21 protein-coding genes and 1 pseudogene are annotated in these 24788 nt (G+C 31.9%); 9 read left to right on the top strand and 13 right to left on the bottom strand.

The window, feature by feature from the left end; translation table 11 throughout:
* The coding region (locus ON24_RS09335) for a hypothetical protein (protein ID WP_236254930.1) at nt 1–230 on the top strand (230 nt) is incomplete at its 5' end.
* Between the two features lie 48 nt (nt 231–278).
* Here the strand turns inward: ON24_RS09335 and ON24_RS06235 are convergent.
* From ON24_RS06235 to ON24_RS06210, 6 genes are all read right to left on the bottom strand, one after another.
* Complete coding sequence (locus ON24_RS06235) at nt 279–758, bottom strand: nucleoside deaminase (protein WP_040682330.1); 480 nt, start codon at nt 756–758, stop codon at nt 279–281.
* A 22-nt stretch (nt 759–780) separates the two neighbouring features.
* Nucleotides 781–1509 carry a hypothetical protein gene (locus tag ON24_RS06230; RefSeq protein ID WP_016357778.1) on the bottom strand — a complete coding sequence of 243 codons (729 nt, stop codon included), beginning with the start codon at nt 1507–1509 and terminating at the stop codon, nt 781–783.
* A 350-nt stretch (nt 1510–1859) separates the two neighbouring features.
* Entirely contained in the window at nt 1860–4178 is a 2319-nt protein-coding gene (gene nrdD / locus ON24_RS06225) for an anaerobic ribonucleoside-triphosphate reductase (RefSeq protein ID WP_040682329.1), read from the bottom strand.
* A 402-nt stretch (nt 4179–4580) separates the two neighbouring features.
* Nucleotides 4581–7946: a DNA polymerase II large subunit gene (gene polC, locus ON24_RS06220; protein ID WP_040682328.1), complete on the bottom strand. Its 3366-nt coding sequence runs from the start codon at nt 7944–7946 to the stop codon at nt 4581–4583.
* A gap of 360 nt (nt 7947–8306) precedes the next feature.
* Nucleotides 8307–9611, bottom strand: coding sequence for a phosphomethylpyrimidine synthase (thiC, locus tag ON24_RS06215; RefSeq protein ID WP_016357775.1), 1305 nt, complete (start codon nt 9609–9611; stop codon nt 8307–8309).
* Between the two features lie 531 nt (nt 9612–10142).
* A complete protein-coding gene (locus tag ON24_RS06210) occupies nt 10143–11063 on the bottom strand; it encodes a carbohydrate kinase family protein (protein ID WP_040682327.1) in 921 nt (306 codons plus the stop codon).
* Nucleotides 11064–11501: 438 nt separating this feature from the next.
* On the opposite strand from ON24_RS06210, the gene ON24_RS06205 reads away from it, so the two are divergent.
* Nucleotides 11502–13043 carry a DUF2142 domain-containing protein gene (locus ON24_RS06205; protein ID WP_016357773.1) on the top strand — a complete coding sequence of 514 codons (1542 nt, stop codon included), beginning with the start codon at nt 11502–11504 and terminating at the stop codon, nt 13041–13043.
* A 32-nt stretch (nt 13044–13075) separates the two neighbouring features.
* On the opposite strand, the gene ON24_RS06200 is transcribed toward ON24_RS06205, so the two are convergent.
* The gene (locus tag ON24_RS06200) at nt 13076–13951 is read right to left on the bottom strand and encodes a LysR family transcriptional regulator (RefSeq protein ID WP_040682326.1); all 876 of its coding nucleotides are present in this window, start codon (nt 13949–13951) and stop codon (nt 13076–13078) included.
* A gap of 121 nt (nt 13952–14072) precedes the next feature.
* Here ON24_RS06200 and hxlB point away from each other — a divergent pair, with 121 nt between their 5' ends.
* From hxlB to ON24_RS06175, 7 genes and pseudogenes are all read left to right on the top strand, one after another.
* Nucleotides 14073–14663 (top strand): 6-phospho-3-hexuloisomerase, encoded by a 591-nt coding sequence (gene hxlB, locus ON24_RS06195; protein ID WP_040682325.1) that lies wholly within the window; start codon nt 14073–14075, stop codon nt 14661–14663.
* 390 nt (nt 14664–15053) lie between these two features.
* A complete protein-coding gene (locus tag ON24_RS06190) occupies nt 15054–15845 on the top strand; it encodes an ABC transporter substrate-binding protein (RefSeq protein ID WP_081585248.1) in 792 nt (263 codons plus the stop codon).
* 8 nt (nt 15846–15853) lie between these two features.
* Entirely contained in the window at nt 15854–16027 is a 174-nt protein-coding gene (locus tag ON24_RS09330; protein WP_156815312.1) for a hypothetical protein, read from the top strand.
* Nucleotides 16028–16100: 73 nt separating this feature from the next.
* Nucleotides 16101–16654, top strand: a pseudogene (locus tag ON24_RS09560) (FecCD family ABC transporter permease).
* The gene (locus ON24_RS09555; RefSeq protein ID WP_394295808.1) at nt 16654–17106 is read left to right on the top strand and encodes a FecCD family ABC transporter permease; all 453 of its coding nucleotides are present in this window, start codon (nt 16654–16656) and stop codon (nt 17104–17106) included. Before ON24_RS09560 ends, ON24_RS09555 begins: the two are co-directional and overlap by 1 nt.
* An 83-nt stretch (nt 17107–17189) precedes the next feature.
* Entirely contained in the window at nt 17190–17972 is a 783-nt protein-coding gene (locus ON24_RS06180) for an ABC transporter ATP-binding protein (protein WP_040682324.1), read from the top strand.
* 135 nt (nt 17973–18107) lie between these two features.
* A complete protein-coding gene (locus ON24_RS06175) occupies nt 18108–18680 on the top strand; it encodes an FmdE family protein (protein ID WP_040682323.1) in 573 nt (190 codons plus the stop codon).
* 445 nt (nt 18681–19125) lie between these two features.
* Here ON24_RS06175 and ON24_RS06170 read toward each other — a convergent pair whose 3' ends face one another.
* The 6 genes from ON24_RS06170 to ON24_RS06145 all read right to left on the bottom strand — a co-directional run bounded on the left by ON24_RS06170 (nt 19126) and on the right by ON24_RS06145 (nt 24784).
* Nucleotides 19126–19425, bottom strand: coding sequence for a DUF2097 domain-containing protein (locus ON24_RS06170; protein ID WP_016357767.1), 300 nt, complete (start codon nt 19423–19425; stop codon nt 19126–19128).
* 568 nt (nt 19426–19993) lie between these two features.
* Nucleotides 19994–20860 (bottom strand): formylmethanofuran dehydrogenase subunit C, encoded by an 867-nt coding sequence (locus ON24_RS06165; protein ID WP_016357766.1) that lies wholly within the window; start codon nt 20858–20860, stop codon nt 19994–19996.
* 9 nt (nt 20861–20869) lie between these two features.
* Nucleotides 20870–22594: a formylmethanofuran dehydrogenase subunit A gene (locus ON24_RS06160; RefSeq protein WP_040682322.1), complete on the bottom strand. Its 1725-nt coding sequence runs from the start codon at nt 22592–22594 to the stop codon at nt 20870–20872.
* Between the two features lie 16 nt (nt 22595–22610).
* The gene (locus tag ON24_RS06155) at nt 22611–23987 is read right to left on the bottom strand and encodes a formylmethanofuran dehydrogenase subunit B (protein WP_016357764.1); all 1377 of its coding nucleotides are present in this window, start codon (nt 23985–23987) and stop codon (nt 22611–22613) included.
* The gene (locus ON24_RS06150; protein ID WP_016357763.1) at nt 23977–24543 is read right to left on the bottom strand and encodes a molybdopterin dinucleotide binding domain-containing protein; all 567 of its coding nucleotides are present in this window, start codon (nt 24541–24543) and stop codon (nt 23977–23979) included. The genes ON24_RS06155 and ON24_RS06150 overlap by 11 nt, the downstream gene beginning before the upstream one ends.
* Nucleotides 24544–24553: 10 nt before the next feature.
* Nucleotides 24554–24784, bottom strand: a complete 231-nt coding sequence (locus ON24_RS06145) for a 4Fe-4S binding protein (RefSeq protein ID WP_016357762.1) — start codon at nt 24782–24784, stop codon at nt 24554–24556.
* Nucleotides 24785–24788: the final 4 nt, after the last annotated feature.

Raw genomic sequence — 24788 nt, 5'->3', positions numbered from 1 at the left:
TTAACAAGAATACTCTTATTATTTCTAGAAATGGATATGAAACAAGAAATTATATGGTTGAAGTTCTCAACATGGCTGAAAAATATCAAAAAGAAATAGATAATCTTAAAAAAATAAATAATAATCAGAAAACAGAACTTGAAAAACAGAAAAAAATTATTGATGAAATGAAAAATTCCAATAGCTGGAAAATAACTTCACCACTTAGAAAAATAAGAAATAGAAAATAGATTATAATATTGAAATTATGATTTTAGCCTAATAAGATTAAAAATGGTTCAATCTATTTTTTTTACATCGGTTGAGTTTTCAACCCTGTCAAGCTCCATCTTCCAAAGATTCGGGTCTTTATCCAACAGTTTGTTAAATACATCTGAAGCTTCTTTTAAATTTAATACCTTAACATCAACATTATTATCTAATAAAAAAGATTCAGCACCCATTAAAGTAATATTGTCACCTATAACAACACGAGGAATATTATATAGAACCACTGCACCAGAACACATAGGACATGGAGAAAGGGTAGTATACAATGTTAATGATTCATATTCTTTAGAGCTTAATCTACCAGCATTATTAATTGCATCCATTTCAGCATGCAATATTGGTGAATCTTCCTGAACCATACGATTATGGCCTTTAGATATAATCTTATCATTTGAAACCAAGACTGCACCGATAGGTATTCCACCTTCATCAAGGGATTTTTCAGCCTCCTTAATAGCTTCAAACATGAAACGAGAATCCTTATCCATAAAATTCACAACTAACAAATAATTAAATAAGTCTTGAGAAAAATCCCTTATCCCTTTCATCTTGTAAACTTTCAGATAAATCTTTATTAAGTTTCTTAAGGTTTTTAATATCTTTATCCTTATTGTTTAACTCGGTATGAAGTTTATCATTTTCCCTTTGTTTCTTATCCATCTTCTCAGTTAAATCGTCCACCTTAACCTGAAGTCTTACAATTTTCTCAGAGTATTCTTTTCTTAAATCCTCTTTATATGTTTCAATTTCTGATAGCTTATTTTTAAGAGACTGATTTTCATCTTTAAGGGAAGGCAATTCCTTTTCAGAAAGCTCATTTAATTTATTTTCAGCTGATTTTAATTCTTTGGATATTTTCTTGTTTTCCTCTTTTAATCTTTCAAGATCAACTTTAGCTTTATCCTCTTTTTCTTCTTCAGATTCCTTTTTAAGATAATCAGCTAATTTATCATTTAATTTTTTATTTTCCTTTTCAAGATTCTGATATTTAACCTTAATTAAAGCCAATTCGGCACCGTTTTTAGTAAATGTTTCACTTAACTCCGCATTAATATCTAATTGATCATAATATTTCTTAGTACTATTATCCAATGCCTCAGTTAACTCATTTTTAAGTTTTTTTAACTCTTTGTTTTCCTTTTTAAGAACTGGAATAACTTCATTAGTTAAATGATTTAATTCATTAGCTTGATTCTTGACTTTATTTACTTCTTGATTATATTTTTCCTCATCAACCATAACATCACATTGTAAAAATTGTAATAAAATTTATGAAAATTGAATGATAATTAAAATAATTTATAGTTTAGCTATATTTAAACTTATTTATATAGAAATATATTTTAAATAATATAAAAAGATTAGAAAAATAGAATAAAAATTCATAAAATAGAATTTTTTTTAAAAAAATATTAAACAAAATAAAAAAATCATAAAATAAAAATAATTACCATATTTAAAGGAATTAAACATGAATATTCCAATTTAATTTAAGAAATATAGAAAAAGTGTAATCCAAATAAAAAAAAAGTAAAAAATGGATAAAAAACAAAATCTATTAAAAAGGATAAAAAGTGGAGATTAAAGATTTAGTTTTTTTGGAATCTACGTCTGTCAATAAGTTCTTGACGTTTACCTGCATTCCATCCACCATTAGCAGATTTTGCATGACCTACTTGTTGAACATATCCGGTAATCCTATCATACCATTCAACCTCTTCAGTTTCACCACAGGTAGGACATTTATTGCTTAATCCTTTCATTAAAGTTTTACATTTTAAACAGAAACTTAAAGCAGAACTGTAAGCCCAGAAACCAATATCTGATTTTCTTGCAATCTTATTGGTTAAACTCATTAATGATTCAGGATCTGAGTAAGATTCACCCATAAATGCATGGAAGATATGTCCACCAGGAGTAAGTGGATGGTATTGTTCCTCGATTTTTATCTTATCAATGAGAGAGATATTGGAATTTACAGGTACATGTGAGGAGTTAGTGTAATAGTTAGCTCCATTATCCCCTTGTAATATTGCTTTATCTCCAAATTGTTCTTTATCAAGAGTTGCAAATCTGTAAGCAGTAGTCTCTGCAGGGGTTTGAATTACAGACCATCTTAATCCTGTTTCTTTTTGTAATTCATGAGCTCTATCATAAATGTATTTAATACATTTTACACCGAATTTATTTGCATCAGGATTATCAATTCCTTCACCAAATAGAGCCATTAACATTTCATTTAATCCTACGAAACCAAAGGACAATGTTGAGTTTTCAACTCTGTAATAGTTTTCTTTTGCAAATTTCTGAGTTAAGAATGGGAGAATATCATAATCATTTAAACAGTGAAGACCTTGTTCCCTTCTGATAAGTAAGGTTTCAACTGCAAGATCCATATAATTATCTAAGTATTCGAATACTTGTGATTCATCTTTAGATTGATATCCGATTCTTGGTAGGTTCATTGTAACATATGCAAGGTTACCGGTTCTTAAACAATCCTTATCCCAATCACCAGTCCAAGTATCCTGAAGACAGGTTCTACATCCCATATAATTTGCCATGTTTCCTCTGTATTTAGGTAACATATTCACAAAGTAAGGGGAACCGTATTTAGCTGAGAGTTTATGAACATTGTATAAATCCTCGTCATAATCTCCTTTTAATGTTTCTTTACGTAATGTGTAGATTGTATTTGGGAAAAGATGTGGTTTTCCGTCTTTATCTCCACCATATAAAGTTTCTGTGAAAGCCCTTTGGATTAATCTAGTTTCCTCTTCAAAGTCACCATAGGTTCCTACAACCTCACCTCTAGGACCATATGCAGTTACATCTTCTAAGAATTTAGGAACTCCAAATTCTAATTGCATACTTGTAAATGGTACCTGTGAACCTCTAGCAGCATAAGCCATGTTTAAGTTGTAGATTAACATTTGTACACATTGTTTAATGTCATCGTAAGATCTGCCTCTTGCAAATGGAGCAACGAATACATTCCAGAAAGACATAGCTTGTCCTCCAGACATGTTCTGTTGAGCTGCTAACATGATTTCTCCTGTATGATTCATTAAGGTTTCCATATGAGCAGGAGCTCCTGCAACAGAAGTGTGATCCCCGGTTCCATCTACTTTAAGACCATATCTGATAAATTGTCTAATATCATGTTGTAGACAGTTTAATGGTCTTGCTGCAAAGTATTCTAAATCATGTATATGGATGTCCCCAGACATATGAGCATCAGCTAGATGTGATGGTAACATATGTAATAATGCATATTGTTTTAATGCCTCATCTGCAACAAACTTATGAATGGTTTCAGGGTTGTGCATCATGTTTGCATTACTTTTGTTTCCGTTTTCAATTAATGAGGTAATATTATATACAGGGATTCCTAAACGAGTATAATTTTTCCTTAAGTCTTCAAGACCATATTCCACAAGTTTAGTGTTAACAATTTCCCTAATCATAGGTGCGGTTAAGTATTCCACATTTAATTTTTTAAGTTCCTTCCATACATCAGAAGCAATTTCAAATGCAGTTTCCTGTGAAGCACCGGTTTCCTCAACTAGGGTATTGGCAATCTTAGATAAATCAAATGATTCGATTTTATCCCTTGTACTTCTTACTTTTAAAGTAGTGTTAGCCAAGTATTTATTAGCTGATTCCTCATCAATTTCAGATAATGATTCATAAACAATTTTTTTAATTTCTTTTGTAGTTATTCCATCATATAATGATGAGACAACATTTGCAATAATCTTATCTGATTCAAAGAATGGAGCTTCCACCATTACTAAAGATTTTAATAATTTTTCATAACTGAATCTTTCCATTACTCCATTATTTTTTTTAACAGAAACCTTTACATCATCTTTTAAGTTTTCTGCAATATTTGATCTAGTTTCCATTTTAATATCTCCACTTAAATAAAAATAAAATATTATTAAGTCCTAAAAACCCTATAACTTAATATAAAACAGATTTTATTAAATTTAATCCCTTATTGAACCTATAATATTTAATAAAAATTTTCAAGTATTATAAAATTTTCATAATACCTTAGCATTAATACATTAGTCAAAGTAGTATAAAAATGTTCGTATTAATACAAACAAATTTATATTTTCAAATAATGTATTATGTAGTATAATCTGTAAAAACTAAATTAAAATAACCTATACGATTATAAATTAATTTAAGAGTCTTACAAGAATATAAACATGAAATAAAATGTAAATTGAATTAGAATCTTTTAAACAACGAAAATTCTAACAGTTTACAATATGACAATATAAATCAATTTCTTAAAATTATAAGAAAATATCCAAGGAGCTTTGTTTGGATTTATCACTTTCAAATAATGAATGAATACCAAACTCCTGAATCTCCAACCTCTGTTCAAGATAATGTGATACAGGATACCTGTTAACAAGTTGCTGTGAAATATCCAAATATTTGGTAACAGAACCCTTAGATACACTTAGAATTAAATTACCACCACATTTACATTTACCAGTTAAAGGCATACGCCTATATTTGGAATTACATTTGGTACACCTTACCTTCTGTTTAGAAAATGCACGGACATTTCCCATAATATCCGGTAGGAAATGACTTGATAAAACTCCCTCTACAACACCTCTTTGATCTACGGCACGTATAATTTCTGCAAGACCGATTTGTCCTTCAACTTTCTCCTTCATAGAAGGCAATTGCTTATACATACACAAGGTCGGACCTGCATGAATACTTGAGGTATGATGTGAGAACATTAAACCGCTATATTGTTCGGGAGTTCCTAAGTGCATACTTACATTGTCAATCAAATCCAAGAATTCGGCAGGTTTTAAAGGTTCCTTAGTTCTTTCAAAGAATTCAAGAGGGAATCTTTCAAAGATATCCAGGTTGTGAGATTCATCATCAATTTCCTCAGGATCTATTCTTGTGGATAAAACTAAAGGTGCATCCATACTTCCTCCACGAGTACTTGGAAGATAGGATTTTGAGAAATTGATTAAAGGATCAAGTAACAACATGACGGAATCCTCATCACTATCACAGTTTCTTCTTTTAGAAGAATGGAAATAAGGATGAGCATAACAACCTAAAGCCTTCGTAAATCCTACAATACGACCTAAAACACCGGCAGATGTATGAGGTGCAAGACCTGCAATTAGATGGCCAATCAAATCCTCACGTTTTTTTACATTGTAAAACGCATCCATGTGATAGAATTTGGTAAGTTCATCATCAACATAATGAGAAACATTTACAAGATAATCTGCACATTTATCGGATATTACAACATCCTGAACCTTTAGTTCAATGATTTGTTCCTCGTTTTCAATAGGTTGACCATAACAATCCTCAGTATAACCCATTTCAAGAAGTTTTTCAACACTTACTCCAACTTCCCTAGGAATAAAGTGGGTCAAAGGTAAATCAGTGGAATCATGACGAATGGTTGCATCTTTAAAGGTGAAAACCTCATTTTTTGCTCTTAAGATTCCCTTTTCTAAAGGCTCAGGTATTTTATTCTCTGAAATCATACCTACAACACCTTTAATCTCATCAACCTTTCTTACTCCCACATTATCCGATGCCTTTTTAAGCATTCTACCAAGATTAATATTCTTTACTCCGGTTTTACCGAATTCAGTAGGAGATCCACAGTAAGGACATAGAGCCTGATTTGAACTCAATCCGCAGGCAGGGTTAGTACATTGCCTCCTTGCAATATCTATCCTAATATTACCTTTTTTAGCAGCCTCGGCAACTAACCTCCTACTACCACCATAGGTACCGATAGGGAATAAAACATGTGGTGCAGGTCTCATTAATCTTTCTTTAGATTTTTCAGGCCTACCTACACGGGTTCCAATATAAACTGGTGCTTTATATTCTATAGGAACCTCAGATATGTTGTTTAATACATCCATCACCTTCAAATCATGATTTGATAATTCCTCATCATTGAAAGGTCTTCTTAATGTATGGACAATTGCATAAGATGTATCAGAATCCAATATAATCTTACCGTCATCAACGGTATGGAGAACCCCTATAACCTCAAGAATACGTTTTTGATAGGATTTATCAAGTACAATCTCATCGCCATCCTTATAATCCTTGATCTGTGGTAAAATCCAATTGATTAAATCATTAAGTTCCTCTTTACTTATATCATGATAGCAATAAGTATAATCTGGATGTAAAGGTATTCTATACTCCTTAGATATTCTGAATGCCTCGGGGGCAGATATCTTCTCAAATTCCAAAGTTTTTAAATCCAACTCGTGACTATCTCCCTCAGATTGATACTTTGATGAGTTCCTAATATGTTCTATCCACCATTCCTGACACCAGCCCGCTTGTAACATTGGTTGATTGTTTCTTAAAAACTCACCAAAAGCAATCAACATATCTCCCAGGAAAAGAATTTCAGCAATATCCTTTTTAACCTTACGGGCCTCTTTGATTGAGTCAATTTGAAGAACATTTCCATTTTTAAGTTTTACAATTGGTCCCTCAATTGAATCTACAGGAACCACACAGTTACCCTTACCAGGTCTCTCAATTTTCATCTGGGTTCCAACAGCAATGAATTCGATTATTTCCATGACTGCAGGATGAACACCCATAGTTGCAAGACCTGTATTACGTGAACGACCATATCTTAATCTGAAACCACCTTTCTCTGACGGATAACTTAAAACTGGTCTTCCACCAATAATATCCTGAATATATTTAGCAAATATTGGTTTCTGATCCACTTCCCCTGGAATTGAGCTTACCTCTTCTCCGTCACCTTCAGATTCCTCTTCATCGGAATTATCAGTTTTAGGCTTTGCATATTCTAATAAAAACTCCCATTTATCCAGACCTAATTTATTTGCAATTTTATGAATCTTTTTGGATTTTTGAATAACACCTTCAACCATAGCGAGAAGAGCCCCACCACGAATGTTATTTGTTTCAACCCTTGGAAGATCCCTGTGAGAAACTTCAATCTGATCGGTAGGTTCCCCACTAACCTCTACAGGTATACTGCGAGCAGCAAGTCTTACCTCCTCAGGGGTTGGAGAATATTGTAGATTGGTAACCTCAGATTCATAAAGTTCCACCTCCTCAACATATCTTTCAATCTCATCATCTGAAGGTTTATAAATATCCAAACCTGTAGCCACCCTAATTTTATCACCAAGAAGTACTGATAATGCTGCAGCAGTACCTCCTGCACTCCTAATAGGCCCTGCAAAATATACTGCAATATATTTCCCACCGTCAGGATTCTCCTTAATTAAAACCTGAGAAATACCTTCCAAAGGAGCCGCTACTACTCCCTCAGTAAGAATAGCTAAAGCAGTTCTTAAACCCTGATCTGCAAGTTGTTGACGTTTTTCCTCGGCAGCCTTGCCTTCCTCTTCAATATCCTGAGAGGCAATCTCTGCAGCAATCTCAAAAGCCACCTTTTCACGGTCATTTAATTCTGCTTCTAGTTCTTTGATTCTTTTAGCAACACCTTCAGGACCAACAAGCCCTTCTACTCTTTCTGCTAAATCCTTTGCCCTAGGAATTTCACATTCTGTAGTCATATCCAAACCTTTAGAACGAGCTTCATTAGCAATATCATAGAGTTCAAGTGTTTCTTTTTCTAATCTATCAAAGTAATCCATAATATCCCTTATTTATATATAAAAAAGATTATAATTCTTAAAATTTAATTTAAAGAAATATGTAAAAAAATAAAATTATTAATTTTCTACTAGTAATTTTTATAAAAATTAGTATTTAATAATATCGAGGACGTGAAAACTATTTGAAAAAATCAGGATTTTAAATATATTAAAAGTCTTATAAACTAAAAATATCATTATAAAACCATTTAAAATATTAATCTTAATAAATCCAATTATAAAAAATCAATATAAAGAATATCTGTAAAAACCAATGAAAAATAAGAAAAAATAAATCAACAATAATGAAAATATTAAAAATTTAAGGATAAAAATGATAAAAGAGAATTTTCAATAGTTTTAAATACCGTCAAAAACATCCTCATCTGCTTTATCCAACCACCCATTAACTATCTTAATAGCACAGTAATCTCCACACATGGTACATGCGTCACTATCTGAAGGAGGCCTGTTTGCTCTTTTTGCACGTGCATCTTCAGGTGAAATAGCAGCATTATACTGAGCTTCCCAGTCTAAAGACTTACGAGCCTCAGCCATTACCAAGTCCTTTTCACCATGGTGTATACCTTTAGCCATATCTCCAGCATATGCTCCAATTCTTGTTGAAATCACACCAGTTTTTACGTCTTCAGGAGATGGTAAAGCCAAATGTTCTGCAGGGGTAACATAACAAATAAAGTCTGCACCTGCTTTAGCAGATTCTGCAGCACCAATAGCTGATACGATATGATCATAACCTGGAGCAATATCACATACTAAAGGTCCTAACATATAAAATGGTGCATTACTACATAATTTCTTCTGAATAGTAACATTTGCAGGAATCTCATTAATTGGAATATGACCTGGACCTTCTATCATAGTTTGAACCCCAGCATCCCTTGCACGGTCTACCAATTCACCTAAAACAATGAGTTCTTGTACTTGAGCCCTATCAGTTGAATCAGCAATTGAACCTGCCCTCATCGCATTTGCAAGGGACAATACAACATCATATTCTTTTGCAATGTCCAGTACATAATCAAAGTTTTTATATAAAGGGTTTTCTTTCTTGTTTTCAACCATCCATGAGGAGATAAAGGATCCCCCACGGGATACCAAACCACATTTACGGCCTTGTTTTTTAAGTCTCTTTAATGTTTCAACATTTACACTACAATGAATAGCCATAAAGTCTATACCCATTTTAGCCTGTTTTTCAATGGTTTTAAACATGTCATCTTCTTCCATGTATATTACAGAACCATTTTCTCTAATAGATTCAATAGCTGCCTGATAAACAGGAACACTACCTACCGGAAGTGGAGACATATCCAATACTCTCTTTCTTATATCGTCCAAATCCCCACCAATACTTAACTCCATTAAACAATCTGCACCTGCATCGATTGCAACCTGAGCCTTATATACCTCTTCATCAAAGTTAACAATATCTGTAGAGGTACCTACAGTTGCGTTAACCTTTGTTTTAAGACCTGCACCTATACCGGTTGCCTTAATATCATGATTTATATTCTTTGGAATAACAATTGTACCATTTGCAACAGAGTTTAATATAAATTCCTCGGAAACCCCTTCCCTGTGTGCAACGGTTTTCATCTCTTCTGTAATATTTCCTGATCTAGCTTCTTCTAATTGAGTCATAATCACACCATAATCGATTAATAGAATTGAAATTTATAAAATCCACATGATTAAAATATCAAGTTATTTTTAAATAAATCAAGTTGAATTAAGTAAAACCTCAATTTAAATTGATATTTAATGATTTATATTAATCTTATTTAAAATTATCTATTAATCTTTAATTAAATTAAGTTTTATTTGATAAGAATAAAGAAGACTTTATTAAAAGATTAAAAAGCAATTAAAAACCGATTAACAAAAAAAATATAATAAAAATTAATCCATTTGAAATGAAATAAGGATTAAAAAAAACCAAAATTGATTTAAAAACCAATAATTCATTTAAAACAACCACCCCAATGATAAAAAAACTAAAACAAAGTCAAGTCAACAAATCCAATAAAAATAAATGATAAAAAAAACCAAAACAAAGTCAAGTCAAGAAATCAGGCAAACAAAGTTCCATGATTAAAAAAAAGTTAAAAATTAATTAAAATCCATTAAGACAATAAAAATTATTAAAAAATAGAAAAAATAGCTAAAAAAGAATTAATCATCATAAAATGAGTTCATCCTTTCTAAAGCTTGTTGAAGTGAAGGGATATTGGTTTGACATCCCTGTTTTTCAACAATAAATGAGGAAACAGAAGATGCGAATTTAATAGCCTCTTCTAAAGATTTGCCATTAAGGTAATAATATAAAAATGCAGCTTTATATGAATCTCCCGCGCCTGTTGGATCTACGGCAGGTCTTGAAATGGCATCTACAGTAATTTTACCCTCTTTGGTATACAATATACTACCATTCTCCCTACATGTTTTAATAATTATTTCGGGACCTAAACCAAGTAAACCATCGATATCCATACCTAAGATATTTATGATTCTATCAATCTCATAATTATTACCGAATAATATGGTGGAATTTTCAATGACCTGTTTAAGTCTTTCTGCAGGATATATGGTTAAGTCCTGACCTGGATCAAATGACACGCCCTTACCTTGCCTTTTAGCCTCGCAAGATGCCTTCCAATTATAGTCTGGATCGCCTGTTGCAAGATGTACAAAATCAACTTTATCAATAGCCTCTACAGGCACATCATAATTGGAGAATTTACCTCCTGCACCTTCATAGAAATAAGTTACCTGATCACTATTATCATTGTTTACCATGATAGCTGTGGCGTTAGGTTCCCCTTCCACATAGATTAAATAATCTGTATTAATATTGTTATCCTCAAAAGAGTTATAATAATCAGATTGTTTAAAGTTCTCACCTACAGCAGAGACTAAAGTAGTATCTAATCCACAAATAGCTGCAACCATAGCTACATTGGCACCAGCACCCCCATATAATTTTTTCATAGACTCCATATGGGTAGATGTATTTATTTTTGGAAAATCATTAACCTGAATAATAACATCTGAGGCTGTGTGTCCAATAACCAATAATTTAGGGTTTTCATCCATAAAATCACCTTATTAAATAAAAATAAATAAAAAAACAATGAATTCTTCAAAAATTTAAGTTATAGCCCAATAATAAAAGGAATACCCCTTAATGATTAAAGAAAAAATATAAGTAAGATATTATAATTTTAAGAAAAAATTACTATAAAAATCTTGTGATAATATTTAGATTCTATATTATAATAATAAATTTTCATAGTATGTGAAAAGTATTGATATAAAATACAATCCAATGTATTGAATATCATATACACAGATAATCATAAAAACAGATTAATTTTTCAAAAAACAGACATAAATAGCCAAATACTAATTTAAAAGACAATACAAAATAAAAAAGACAATACTCCTAATTTTACAAAACATTAAATAATAAGAATAATAATAATAATAATAATAATAATAAAATAAAATATTATTGATAAAGGGTGAATAGATATGTCCTCGATTAATACATATTTAAAAGGTTTAAAAGAAGAAGTTTTAAGCATAAAATGGTATTTGGTTATATACCTCTTATTTTCAATATTATTTATTTATACAAGTAAATTCGGACCAAAAACTGCTCTAGCAGGATTTACAGTATTCACCACATTAAGCTGTATTTTATTATTAATCATAAACAAAAAAGAATTGCCCATACACAAAGTAGCTTTCTTAATTATCATTGTCTTTGGTTTATGTTTAGTCTTTTTAACTCCAATATATGGGGGACCTGATGAATTTGAACATATTGTAAGGGCAGAATTAACCTCCAGAGGAGAATTAATCCCTCAGTATATTGATAATCCAAGCAATAATCTAACTCATAAAGATTATATAAGCATAAGGTCAATCTATTTAATCAATCAGAAAAATGAATACCATGGAGCCTTGTTTCAAAAGACAATATTTCAAACCCCGTGGGATACTCAAAAGATAGATTACACACCGACATTTGTTTATTGTGCATTTGCCCAAAATCCTTTTTATGGATATATTGCACCTGCAATTGGAATGTGTATAGCAAAGATATTAGATTTAAATAATATATGGTTATTATGGCTTGGAAGATTGTTTAATTTAATATTATATGCAGGAATAGCATCATATGCAATTAAAAAAGCTCCAATATATAAAGAAGCATTATTTGTATGTGCCTGTTTCCCATTATCCATTGCCCAAGCCTCAATAATAAGCATAGATGCGACCATAAATTCATTGATGTTACTTGTAATTGGATATTTCCTATACATGTATGAATTAGAGGATCATACCCTAACTTGGAAACATATAGCAATCTTTTCCACTTTAACATTATTATGTGCATTAACGAAAATAACATTCATAGCATTAGGATTGTTAATATTTCTAATACCTAAATCCAAATTCAAAAATAATAAAACAAACATATTGAAAGTAGTCGGATTTTTAGCTATTAGTTTACTTACAGAATTATGGTTAAAGCTATATGCAAACAAAGTAATTGCAAACTGCGGAAACAGGATGTACTACCTTAGAAATGAGGCAAGTCATAAAGCATACATATTACATCATCCAATCTCCTATATACAAAGCATGTTACATCCACAGTTACATTCATTTTTACTGAAAAATATGTTTCATTTTGGTAATAACGGACTTATTAATGATGCCACCATGGGAGTAGCTTTAATATCCTTTTTAATATTCTGTATAATTTATCCGCAGAATAAGAAAATTAAAAGAAGTGGAAGGGTAGGAATATTCTTCATAGGACTGATAATCCTATTTGGAACAATTACCACATTATACTTATCTTATACAAAACGTTTCGATTTAATATTAGGTGTTCAAGGCAGATATCTATTACCTCTACTTGTATTTGCTCCAATGATATTAAATATTAATGATACATATAAACCTACATTTAAAACTAGATTATTACTATATACCTTTGTGATTTTCTTTTGTACAACACTTAGATTTGGAACAATCCTACAATATCTAATATTAATATAGGATTATTAATATTAAAGAATATTCTTTTATTTTTAATATCCTATTGGAGTAAAACCCTCTAATCGAATGACATCAGAACATTTATCTAATATATACTCAACAAAATCATCAACCTTACCATCATATCCAGGATTATATACCAGACCTAAGGAATGTCTTGTCTGATTTTTTAAAACAGAATTACCTTTAAAATAGCTGGCATTTAGAAAAGTATAAAGGTTATCAGAGTTCTTGACAAGTTTAAATGCATCAAACTGAGATTTGACTTCTTTTACAATATTGTAATCAATATCATTAAAGTTTAACGTGTCCCATACCAATCTCTGAGCTGTACCCTTAACAGAGACAAAATCCAAATTGGATAAATCATCTATAGCATTTATCTTCTGATTGTTTTCATCGTTTGAAACAAGAACCAGTGAATCAAATGCAATTGGAGTGAAATTTAAATCCTCCTTAAATGCCAAAAGGGGATCATCCAAGGCAAGAATATCAATCAAGTCATCCTTTGCAAGATCATATGCATTATCATTATCGGTACTTAGAACCTGAATATTGAAAGGCAAGTCTAATGATTCGATTAAACCTGTAATAATATGTCCGCCAGCAATACGAATATTATCTGATTTCTTAAGACGATTATTATAGGTATGATAGATATCCAAAAGTTCCAAACCCTTATCTGTAAGTTCGCTTCCGGAGCCTACCTTATCTACAAGTTTATATCCCAGAGACTTTTCTGCATTAATGATCCTTCTGTTAAAAACGGAATGGGAAATGCCTAACTCTTTAGCTGCTTTTCTTTGAGAAAATGTTTTAGATAACAGGTCTAAAGATTGAAACAACTTATAATTATAAATCCTATCATTTATTTCAATACCAATTACTGGTTTTACCTCATCAGTCATGATCATGCCTTTTAATATAATTAATAATTGCTAATTTTTTAATCTAAATCAAAATTAATATATAGTATATTATAGTTATTATTATAAAAATAATGTTTAGATAATATACGGGAAGATCAATATGGAGTTAATGAAATCATCTATTGAAGCGATTATAGAGAACGTGAAGGAAGCTGAAACCTATCTTGACAATGATGAAATTAATAATTTTATGAATGAGATTACCAATGCAGAGAATGTTTTTGTAATAGGTGCAGGCAGATCAGGACTTGTTGCAAAAGCCTTTGCAATGAGATTAATGCATTTAGGAATAAGTGCATATGTTGTTGGAGAGACCATATCCCCTGCAATAAATGATGAGGATTGTATTTTGGCAATTTCAGGTTCAGGGGAAACTAACACAATTGTCTCTGCTGCAAAAACATCCAAAAAAAGAGGAGCAAGAATATTGTCCCTAACTTCATATCCAAAATCATCCCTAGGAAAAATATCCGATGTTTCCATATATGTTAGAGGAAGAACTAAAGCTGAAGCAGATGATAAAAATTATCTTAAACGTCAAATCGATGGTAATTACACATCACTTACTCCATTAGGTACTGCTTTTGAATTGACCTCACTTATATTTCTAGACGGACTCATATGTGAACTAATGAACAGGCTAGGTAAAACCGAAAATGACTTGAAAAAAAGACATGCAGTACTCGAATAAATAAACTACAAATTTCTCCCATTTTTAATATTTTATCTACAATTATGAAATCTTTTATGGATTTATATAAATCCCATAAAACAGATTATAATATGCTATTTTTAATTTAACTAAATACACCTTAAATCAAATAAATACTATTTTTAATCTTAATTGGAATAATTTTAAGGAATAAAAACTATTCAATAAATTTAAACACCATTTTTAACAATTTAAAGAAATAACAGCCATTTTCAATTAAGGGATTAAAACATTATTAGATATAATTTTTCTAATAGAATCGATTAAAAAATAATTCCAAATACAAAAATACACCCATCTTTAATTGCTGTAAACGTTTTTTTAACACCTTCCTCAGTTAAATCTAATGAAAATCATACCATAACAGACATGGCAAATAGAAGTTTAACTGTGCCGGAAAGTGTTAGTAAAGTTGTTTCTACTAGCCCTCCAACTACCACAATACTTTACATGATTGCTCCGGATAAACTAGGAGAAATGAACTTCCAATGGACAAGTGACGAATTAAAGTATGTGCCTAGCCAATATCAGAATTATCCTAATATAGGCAGTTGGTATGGAACACAGACAGGAAACTATGAACAATTTTTAGCTACAGAACCAGAGATTATATTTGACTCTGTAGATGAAAGTGGTGAAGTATCCGATGTGGAAGATAGACAGAAAAAATTTGGTTCAATACCTGATGTTGCAGTTTACGATGATACAAATATTACTACAATGAATTCCTCTATTGAATTTGTTGGAAAGGTAGTTGGTGAAGAGTCAAAAGCTAAAGAACTTAACGAATTTAATGAAAAGAACATCAATAAAGTTGAAAGTGTAGCTAAAAACATTCCGGATAATGAAAGGAAAAAGGTATACTATGCCGAAAGTACCGATGGTCTATCAACTGATCCTTCAGATTCTGTACATGGCCAATTAATTGACTTATGTGGAGGAAAGAATGTTGCGGATATTGGAAATTCCAATTCCTCAAGTAGTGTGCAAGTTTCAATTGAACAGGTAATAAAATGGAACCCGGATATAATCATAACTACAGACTCTGAATTCTATAACGGCGTATATAATAACTCAAAGTGGTCCAATATAAAAGCAGTTAAGAACCATCAAGTTTATTTATCCCCTCCTCACCATACAAATGGTTTGACCGACCTGTAGGTGCTAATATGATAATGGGGGTCCCTTGGACTGCCAAAGTAATTTATCCAGAGAAATTTAAGGACATTAACTTAAAGGATGAAACCCATGAATTTTATAATGAGTTTTATCATATTGACCTAAGTGATGATCAGATTACAGAATTACTTAAAAATTCTGAATTAAACGAGACAAATATGTAATATTACAAGCATAAGGGAACTTTAATAGAGAGAATAAATAATTTTATGATAGAAATTAGAAAATGGTGGAAAAATGGAAGATAACAAGATATTGGAATGGACATTATTAATACTACTTCCAGTAATAATGTTCTTTTTATCATTTGCAATTGGAAGGTATCCAATAGCTCCTATTGATGTTATTAAAACAATATTAAGTCCTATAATACCTTCACTTACTGTTTCTCCATCAGTTTCAACCATAGTATTTCAGATAAGACTTCCAAGAATCATAGCCGCGATGTTAGTAGGTGCGTCACTGTCAATTGCAGGTGCTGCATTTCAGGGTATTTTAAAAACCCCCTTGTATCACCTGCCCTTTTAGGTGTTGCAAACGGTGCAGGATTCGGGGCAAGTATCGCCATTCTCCTATCAATGGGGAATGTGTTTATACAAATGTTCGCGTTTATATTCGGAATCATATCAGTTTCCATTACATATATAATATCCAAATCATATAAAAGTGGAGGAATACTTGTGTTGGTTCTTGCAGGAGTTGGAATCTCTGCGTTTTTCAATGCATTAATTTCCGCTGCCAAATTTATTGCAGACCCATATAACAATTGCCTCAAATCGTTTACTGGCTAATGGGTAGCCTTTCAAGTATCACCTCAAACAAATTATTAATAGCATTAATTCCCATAGTCATAGGCCTGGTAATCCTAATGGCTCTAAGATGGAGAATAAATTTACTTGCAATGGGTGACGAGGAGGCTCAGGCCTTAGGTGAAAACCCGGAAAAATTAAGATTGATTATCATCACAGCTGCAACACTTATCACCTCGGCGTCAGTGTCCATAAGTGGAATCATAGGATGGGTGGGACTTCTTGTACCACACCTTACCCGTATGATTGTAGGTCCAGACCACAGGATATTAATACCTGCATCACTAAGTATTGGTGCAAGCTTCCTACTTTTGATTGATGATATATCTAGAAGCATAATAAGTATTGAAATCCCGATAGGTATTTTAACTGCTGTGATTGGTGTGCCAATATTCTTATACTTACTTAGAAAAGGTTACTCAGAATGGTCATAGTTTCAATTAAAATATAATTTTTACCAAAGTGTTCTATAGAATTTAATATTAAAAATAAAATATCTTATAAAAGAAGTGTAAATATGGAAAAGTTATTAGATGTTGAAGATATCTCATTTAGATATGATGATGAATCCCCATTTATATTTGAGGATATAAGCTTTAATATAGACAAGGGAGATGTCCTATCTATTTTAGGTCCAAATGGAACCGGTAAAACCACACTTCTTAAATGTTTAAATGGCATTAATAAGCCAGATAAAGGGGAAATATTGATTAAAGGCAAAAATATCCAAAATATGGACTTTAAGGAGATATCCAGAAACATCGGATATATTCCACAGGGACATATCCCAACATTCCCATTTACAGTTGAGGAAGTTGTGATAATGGGAAGGGCACCTTACGTTAATCTAAGGGAATACCCAAAAAAAGAGGATATAGAAATAGCGGACAATGCACTTAAAACATTAAACATAGAATATCTCAAAGATAAAAACTACACAAACATCAGTGGAGGGGAAAGGCAATTGGTATTTCTTGCAAGGGTTCTGGCTCAGGAACCGGATATACTTATTTTAGATGAACCTACCTCACACCTTGACTTTGGAAATCAATTCAGACTATTGAATATCATAAAAGAGTTAGCTGCCAGCGGATTGTCAGTTATAATGAGTATCCACAACCCAAATCATGCATTCATTGCAAGCAACAAGGTAGCAGTTATGAAGGACAAACATTTTATAGCTTTCGGAAATCCCAACGAGGTTGTAACGGAAGAGAATATTAAAAAAGCATATGACGTTAATAATGTAAGATTAATTGAGCTTGAGGACAATCGGAAACTGTGTGTTCCTTATGAATAATTAGATAATGAAAAGTTATAGCTTATACTGGAAGATTAAAGCCAAATATTGTTTATAAATACTTATGTTGATTATATAATCAAATCAAATAAATAAATAAATAAATAAATAAATAAAATTAATAAAGGTGAAAAAATGGACTTAAAAGAATATGATGAACAACTTGCAAAAGTTAAAGAATTCCATGGTGAAGTCTGTGGAGGAATAGCTATTGGAACCAAACTTGCTATGTATGGAATGGAATTAATGGGAATGGAACTTAACAAAAGACATAAAAATTTAATGGTATTTGTTGAAAACGATAGATGTATGTCCGATGCTATTTTAGTTGTAACCCATTGTAACATGGGAAAAAGAGCATTGAAACAAATGTACTATGGTAGATTTGCAGTCACATTCTATAACATGGACACCGAGGAGGCAATCAGAGTATCTGATGCAGATGCAAACAAACCTGGAGATCAATGTGAAACTAAAGAAGAAATGGTCAAAAGATTTAGGGAGACCCCACCGGAAGAGTTATTCAATGTTGAAAAGGTAAGAATTGTAGGACTTAAAGAAGCTCAAAAACCAGGAGCACTTCACACCTCAACATTCTGTTCAGTATGTGGTGAGAAAATAGCTGATGATCAACAAGTTTACCTTGGTGGAAAACCGGTTTGTAAGGCATGTGCAATTGGTTCCTACTATGAAGTAATTGATGAATAGATTACCTCTATTATTTTTAATTTTTTAAATATTTTTTTATATTAAAAAATATTCAATCTAATAAATAAAACTATTTCTTAGTTTAAATAATAAAATTCTATTTCTGTAGCTCCCTATCAAAAAAAAACAATTAAAAAAAACATATTTACATTAAATTATTAAAAAAAACTATTTATTAATTAAAATCGATAACCCCCTATTTTTATAATCCCCCATCAAAACAGATTACAGTCCTACATTAACTTATTAAAAAAAAATTATCTTTTAATAAATAAAACATCAAGACTCACTTAAATATTTAAAAACAGATCTTAATAAAATAATAAAAAAAGATGAAAAAAATTAATAAAGTTTCTAAGGTCTTTGGTTAAAAATAAAGTGAAATATCTTAAAAATTTATAAAAAATATAAAGATTCTAATTAAGAATTGTCAATAAAGTCATGTCTATAATATTTCTATTACTATTTCCTCTCCATCATGTATATGATGAACCTCAATTAACTCATCTTTAATATTATTTAAGTCAACTTCAACACAGTCATTTAACATTTTACCATTAAGCTCTAAGTTGACCCTTACACCTTCACCGGTTTCTTCATCTGGTTCAACAATACTAATGACTTCACCAGGAGCATATATACGATTATAGGATAACTCTAAAGTGTCTCCAACATTTACCTTGTTAAAGATATAATCAATTGCCTCTTCAGGAGTCATTTGGATTTCTTCTCCATCTTGTACCATAATATCATCTCTTAGAATTTTTAAAATAATCTATTATATTAAGTATTATTTTTCAATTTATTAAAAACTTTTGATATTATTTATTTAGATTTCTACAATATTTTTAAATGATTAAATAAAATTTCACCCAATATAAAACAATACCCTTATTAAAAATCTAATTTTAAAGTTTTTATATAAATTCAATTTTAAGTGAAAATGATTAATTAAAGATAAAAATAGTAAAGAAAATCAATCTATAATCAAACTTAAAACAAATACCCAATAATTGAATGATTAAATAAGAAAATCAACTTAAAATCATAAAGCAATACCAATATTAAGCAATTCAAAATAAGAAAATCAATTCATAATCAAAATTAAAGTAAATATTCAACATTAAGCAATTCAAAATAAGAAAATCAATTTATAATCAAATTAAAGCAATACTGATTTAATGATCCATCTATAAAAGAAGTTTTTAAATGTTTATAAAAATCGTTTTTTAAAATAAGTTTATTTGAAAGTATTGAGTAAAGGGAATAAATTCCCTACCCAATTGTGTTTGTAAGGTTTTAAATCCCTTTTTCTATCTTAATCTGTTATCTCCGAGACTGATATATTCATCATCTTCATCTTTCCATGCAGATAATTTGTCTCTGTTTTTCTCAGCATCAAGATATAAATGTCCTTTACCGTTTAAAGCAATATCTCCTCTGTATTTGATGTAAGTTCCTTTGAATTGTACACCTTTTACATCAGGATCGGTAACAATTTCTTCTTCCACGAAACCTTCAAGTAATCTACCGAGTTTTCCGTGAATGACAATGTTACCGTTTTTCATTTGACCACCAGGCCAACGGTTTACATTACCATCAATTTCAATAAGACCTTTTCTCATGTGGATACCTGCAAGAATATCACAGTCACCTAATACGTGGATATGTCCCCCTACAAGACATTCACCACATTGTTTTCCTGCATTTCCATGAACTATGATTTGTCCTCCGGACATACCTCTCCATTCACCAATGTAAGAAGCACCAGTGAATTCTTTGGTGTTTCCGTAAATTTCAAGTTTTCCTCCAGACATTTCACGTCCTGCATGAGCTTCGGTATTACCTTTTACAGTAATGGATCCTCCGGACATTTCAGCTCCTACGTGTAAATCTACATCACCATTTACTATAATTTCTCCAGCACTCATTTTAGTACCAATGTATTTAACTCTTCCACAATCCCCATTAAAGATCATTTTTACTTCAGCAGGAGAGTCAGCAGTTCCTTCTACTGTAATATCAAAGAAATCGGTTAATGGGAATCTGGAGTTTCCTACAGGAACAGCATATTTATCGAAATCAGCTTCTTCCCAAGTGTAAATTGTATCTGGAATAATTTCATCCATTTCTAATGCAATTTGATTTCGTTTTTTTACATCAAAAGTAATAGTTTTCATTTTATCACCCTATTTACCTTCAGCTTCTACGTCAACTCTAATTGGGTTGGATAAGAAGTGGTCGTGTACTTTGTAGTTTTCCCATTTAACTGAGTAATATTGAGTAAAGAATGGCATGACTTTATCAAGAATTTCTTTTTCTTGTTCTTCCATACCTTTAACATTGGTCCAGATTACGTGGGAAGGTTTTGTACTAACAATTTCTCCATCTTTAACAACAATTTGACCGTCTTTAATAGTGTATTTAGCACGACTAAATGCTTTTTCAACAGCATCTGGGTTTTTAGATGGGTCAAAGTCATTAGGGTTAATATCGTATACAGCAATATCTGCATTAGATCCAACGGATAAGTTACCTCTGTCAGTGAAACCATGGATTTTTGCGTTAGCTGCTCTTGTAATAGTAGCTATGTCATAGAAATCATATTCTCTGTCAAGGGTAGCAAGGGAAGTTCTTTTGTAGGACCATTTGTGTACTTCACCGTTTTCAATCATAGACATCCTTTTTGGAGCACTCATTAACCAAGAGATAATTCTTGGGTATCTGGTGAATGGCCCTGCATTAGGATGGTCTGTGGTTAAGTTAATTTGCCATGGGTCTTTAATGAGTAAGAATAATTCAAGACCAATAGCCCATTGTAAAGTACTAACAGGGGTCTTAGGTGAGTAAATACATGGTATAATACCTGCAGCAGTTTCACATTCAATATCTGCGTTAACCCATTTTAATCCGGATAATTGGTATAAATCATATTCCATTGGTGCATCTGCAGTCATGGTAGTAGTTTCATCTAAGGTTACTTGACCAATATCTCCAGTAGCATAATTACAATGGTTCATGAATTTAGCGACATCTTGAGCTCCGGATCCAGCGTTCTTCCAGTTGGTTCCAGAGTATGAGTGGAATTGCATGTGAGTACAGTGTACAATTTGATCCCTTACTGATGCTGCTTTTTTAGTACTCTTAACAATATCCTTAAGTGAGTCAAGAGTTTCAATAGTAGTACCAGTGTTACCAGGGTGTCCTAAATCATTAGGGTGTATATGGATAGAGTGAGGAAGTCCTAATTTTTCATTTGCTTTTGCAAGTGATCTTACAACTTGTCTTGAGGTTACATCGAAATATGGTGGTTTATCATCATATCCATGTACATTCATACCCCAACCCCATGCTTCACTACCACAAGGGTTTACAATTTTTACACCATATCCTTTTGTAATCTTTAACCATGCAGAGATAAATGCTGCAAGTTCATCAATCTTGTTTTCTCTAGCAAGTTCTAATACAAACCAGTTGTTACCGAATAAAGTTAATGGGTTAATATCGAGGTTTGGAATGATACCGATTTCTTCGTGAGTGTGTTTTGCTTCTAAAGGAGGCATAGCTGCTTCACAAACAGTACCATAACCCATTCTTGAATATCTGTAACCAGTAGTAGGACAACTAGGAATGGAAAATCCGGATTCTCCTTTTTCTACTTTGGTTTTTTGAGTTACTCCTCTTCTTGAATCTTCAGGCCTGTATAATCTTCCTAAAACTAATTTTGGTCCTGCAACGTGAGCGTGTGTATCTACACCTGCTGGCATAACGATTTTATCAGTTACATCAATAACTTTTGCAGCAGAAGAAACGTCTTCAACGATTTTTCCGTCTTTGAAGTATACATCTTTTTTCTCAGCATTTATTTCATTAGCAGGATCGTAAACAATACCATTTTTAAGTATATATTCCATAAAATCACCTATATTTTTATTCTGCTGCCGGGTTAGGTACGTATTTAGGAGCTACGTTAGGTTCTTCTCTAAGTTTCATAACTCTTTCTTTAAGTTCACGTACAATCCATTCATCATCACGACAGGTTTCTGGTTTATCAATTGCTTTTTTCATGTAGATAGGTACACCATCCATACGATAACTGGTACCAGCACATTCTACACCAATAAAGGAACCAGGCAATACAACATCTGCAAGTTCAGTAGATGGTCCCCAGTGAATATCAATTTGAATAACTGGGATATGAGCTAAGTGTTGGTTTGCTCCGTTAGGGAAGTGAGCACCAGGATCAGCTGCAATTACCATGAATACATCTGGTTCTTTTCTTACAAGTAAATCTATAGTGTTAGTTTCACCTAACATATATCTTGCATATCCTCTACAGAAGTCAACACCAAATGCGAATCCAGTTTCATAAGCCATAAAGATGTTGAAACCGTTTACGTTAAAGTGACCTCTCATAGGAGTGAGTCCCCATTTACTTTCTTTGTTTAAGTCCATAACCATTTTAATTGCAATATCAATGTTTCTTTGTTTTGATAAAGTATGGGTTAAACCTAAACCGAAGAAGAGAACACCGAATTCTGCATGTTTCATTTCATCTACTAATTCATAGATATCTTCTTTAGGAATTCCAGAAACAACATTCTGAGTAAGTTTTTTACCTTTGATTACAGCTCTAATAGCATTGTAGAAACCGTAATCACCGTTTTGTTCAAATCCAATCCATTTATCAGACATTTTTGCGGTATCTGAGAATTTTGGATCCATAGTTACAACAGTTCTATCAAATCTTCCTCTTTGTCTGAAGTATCCACGAGGGAATACGGAGTATCTAGCCATGTGTCTTGGGTGAGAGTTCATAGCGTTACTACCAGAGTAAACAATCATATCTGCCCTGTTTTTAACTTCACCTAAGGTTTGAATAGGGTATCCTGCATTTTGAACAGCTTGTAAACTAGGTCCGTGACAAATGGTAGCTTGGTTATCTAAAACAGCACCAATATATTGACCTAATTCAAGTCCTTCTTTCATACATTCGATAGAGGTTTCAGACCAACCATAGAATACAGGTCTAACAGATTCTGCAATGTATTTTGCAGCAGTATCAAGTGCTGTATCCCAATCAGTTTCTTCAAGTTCTCCGTCTTCTCCTCTAACCATAGGTACAATCAATCTTTGATCCATATCTTCCATAATTTTACTTGCACCTAATCTGCATGCATGTCTTACAGCAACTACATGACCGTCTTTAATTAAGTAGTCTAAATCATCACAGTTACATCCACAGAATGCACATGTACAGTTTTCTACAATTTCATCATAATCAGTTACTGGTGGTTCATAAGTCATCGAATTCCTCCCATTTACGTCCTCTATAAACAGGTCTTTCACCTAATGATGGCATATTTTCAATTACTTCATCATCAGTTTCATTAACATATTTTTTATAAACTAATCTCATGAGATCAGCCATTAATAAAACTTTTCTATCTGTTTTTTCAACAGTACATTTAACCCCTTTGTATGTAGGATCTGAACAACAGTAAGTTTCATGACTTACTACAGTATTTGCCCATGGTCCTTTACAAATAAATACTGTTCCTTCATGAGGTGCATCCCTAGATTTAGCAGCGTTTACAACAACTTCACCATAATCAGTTTTAACAAGTACAGTATCCCAGTTGTTAACACCTAATTTTGCCATGTCTCTAGGATCCATATAACAGGTTCCTGATGCATTTTTATATTCTTCTTTTAAAGTAGAACCTCTTTTCTTACAAGCACCTTGGTAAATATCGGATCCGGTATTTAACATACAATGTAATATTTTTTCTGAACCTTCACCGGATGGTTGTTCTAAATCACCGACTACAGGTTTACTTAAATAAGTATTTGCATAATGCATAAATATCACCTTATTCTAACCAAATTGCGTCTACAGGACAGAACATTTGACATGTTCCACATTCATCACATTTTTCAGGTGAAAATAATTTAATGAAACCATTTTCTACCATCATTATGGTTTCCTCTGTTTTTGAACCGTGTCCACCAGCTACTTCTGGACTAATGGAAGCGTTAATAGGACATGCTACAACACAGACTCCACATCCTAAACAATTATCTTGATTTACTTTAAGTTCCATCTAT

The organism is Methanobrevibacter boviskoreani JH1 (genome assembly GCF_000320505.1).
Taxonomy (GTDB): domain Archaea; phylum Methanobacteriota; class Methanobacteria; order Methanobacteriales; family Methanobacteriaceae; genus Methanarmilla; species Methanarmilla boviskoreani.
The sequence above is the reverse complement of the archived record's forward strand: the minus strand, read 5'-3'. Positions and strand labels throughout refer to the sequence as shown.